The 2,019-nt window shown below is 27.1% G+C and carries 3 protein-coding genes; 2 read left to right on the forward strand and 1 reads right to left on the reverse strand.

Annotation, left to right across the window (positions count from 1 at the left end):
* Positions 1 to 43: 43 nt before the first annotated feature.
* The gene (locus tag NSA58_RS19575; RefSeq protein WP_079764860.1) at positions 44 to 562 is read right to left on the reverse strand and encodes a superoxide dismutase family protein; all 519 of its coding nucleotides are present in this window, start codon (positions 560 to 562) and stop codon (positions 44 to 46) included.
* Positions 563 to 660: 98 nt separating this feature from the next.
* On the opposite strand from NSA58_RS19575, the gene NSA58_RS19580 reads away from it, so the two are divergent.
* Positions 661 to 1,470: a class I SAM-dependent methyltransferase gene (locus tag NSA58_RS19580; protein WP_074078648.1), complete on the forward strand. Its 810-nt coding sequence runs from the start codon at positions 661 to 663 to the stop codon at positions 1,468 to 1,470.
* A gap of 14 nt (positions 1,471 to 1,484) precedes the next feature.
* A partial coding sequence (locus tag NSA58_RS19585; RefSeq protein WP_257560886.1) for a hypothetical protein occupies positions 1,485 to 2,019 on the forward strand: 535 nt, incomplete at its 3' end.

Here is a 2,019-nt window from a genome sequence, read left to right on the forward strand (position 1 = left end):
AAAAGAGTATTATTAAAATTATTTAATAATACTCAAAAAATATTTAATAATGATAAGGTAAAATTACACCGCAAGCAATTTTTTTACCGGACATACCAGAAGGTTGAGAAGTGAAATCATCACGGTCTTCGTGTAGGATAATAGATCTCTCTAGTATATCAATTACACGAAAACTATTTGTAAAAACAGATAATATACCAATTCCATTAGCCGATAAAATTGGTGGCAAATCACCAGAATGAAATGGATGTATGTTGTTATTTGGATTAAAATGACTTCCTACAGATGGAAATGGGTCTTCAGATTTATCTATTGTGCAATCTCCTCTTTCATGTATGTGAAATCCATGAAATTTTGTAGGTTCACCCTTAGAATTGGTATCTGGTATACCTATAATATAAGCCTTAATATAGACACCATCGTCTAGTTGATAAAAAAGAACTTCTCCTCTGATGGAAGGGTTATCCTTATTGCCATGAATTATAGCTATGGCAGTGGGGTAATCAGATCGATAAGATGAAAAGAAATTAGTCATCTCATTATTTATTATTGGCAGTTCCATATTTAACCCCCTTATATTTAAAATTATATAAAGTATTTTATGATTTTTGAAAATAAATTGTTACAATATATATAGGAGAATATGGGGGAGGGAAATGAATGAATATAAATGAAATAAAATTAAAATGGAGATTAAAAGATCAAGATAAAGAAGCAAACATAAACTTATGGGATGAAAAGGCGGATTACTTTGGAAATTATGTAATTCCAACTTCAGAAAATGATGAATTTATAAAGCTTTTAAAAGAGGAAAATTTAATTAATAAGGATTTTAAAGTTTTAGATGTGGGTTGTGGAGGAGGAAAGTATACTCTTGCACTAGCACAGGAATGTAGCTATATATATGGAATAGATTTATCGTCTAAAATGATAGATTATGCTAATGAAAATAAAAGAAAGCTTAATATTGATAATACTTCTTTTATTTGCGATGATTGGCACGAATTAGATATGAATAAATCCAATTTATATAAAAATTTTGATTTGGTTTTTGCATCAATGACACCTGCTATACAAAGCGCATCTACTTTTGCAAAAATGAATGAGGCTAGCAAAAAATATTGTGTGTTAAGGTGTAATATAAGGAGAAAAGATTTTGTTTATGATAAATTAAGTAAAATTTTAAATCTTTCACAGAAAGAAGAAAACTTAAACTTTTTATATGCATTTAATATGTTATATCTGCAAGGTTACACTCCAAGAATTAATTATGAAGAGAAAACTTGGTCATACAAGGAAACCTTAGAAAAGGCCTATAGTACATATGTAAAAAAAATTAAAACTATTAAAACAATTAATGGTGATGAGGAAAATAAAATAAGTGAATTTTTAAAAGGCATAAGTAATAGTGGATATGTTGAAGAAGAAATAAATTCTACTATAGCTACTCTTATATGGAATGTAAAATAAAAGGAGGAGTTAATTTGAAAAGGATAGCCATTTTAATTACATTTCTATGCTTATTATTAGGTGTAGGGTGTAATAATAAAAACAGTAAGGAAGAAATTGTAGAAGAAGGAAAGGATACACCTTCTGTAAACTTAATTATGATTAGTGAAAGTAAGTACTTTACAGAAAGTGAATTTATAGATGAAGAAAATAGTGCTGATGGATATTACAAACAAAGCTATAAATATGAAGATATTAAATTTACAGTGGAAAGAATGAAACATAAAGAGTATTCTGATTTTCCAGTATACATAGAAGATAATGAAATATATGATTTAAAATACAGTGATAAGAATATAAATGATGAAATGAATATGGATTTATCTTACCCAGCCATTAAAGCTACATATATGACTAAAGTAGATGATAAAGAAGTTTTCAGTGAAGATATATTAATTTCTGATAATCAATGGGATTTTCGAATTCATCTAGAAATAAATCTGGATAAATATGATGAAAATTCTAGTATAATAGAGGATATAGTAAAAAATATAAAAATTGAAGAAGTTA

Source organism: Terrisporobacter muris (genome assembly GCF_024621905.1).
Lineage (GTDB): Bacteria > Bacillota > Clostridia > Peptostreptococcales > Peptostreptococcaceae > Terrisporobacter > Terrisporobacter muris.

What these genes read in the sequence shown, in the direction of transcription:
- NSA58_RS19575 (WP_079764860.1), bottom strand. Translation starts at nt 562, where the DNA reads ATGGAACTGCCAATAATAAATAATGAGATGACTAATTTCTTTTCATCT.
- NSA58_RS19580 (WP_074078648.1), top strand. Translation starts at nt 661, where the DNA reads ATGAATATAAATGAAATAAAATTAAAATGGAGATTAAAAGATCAAGAT.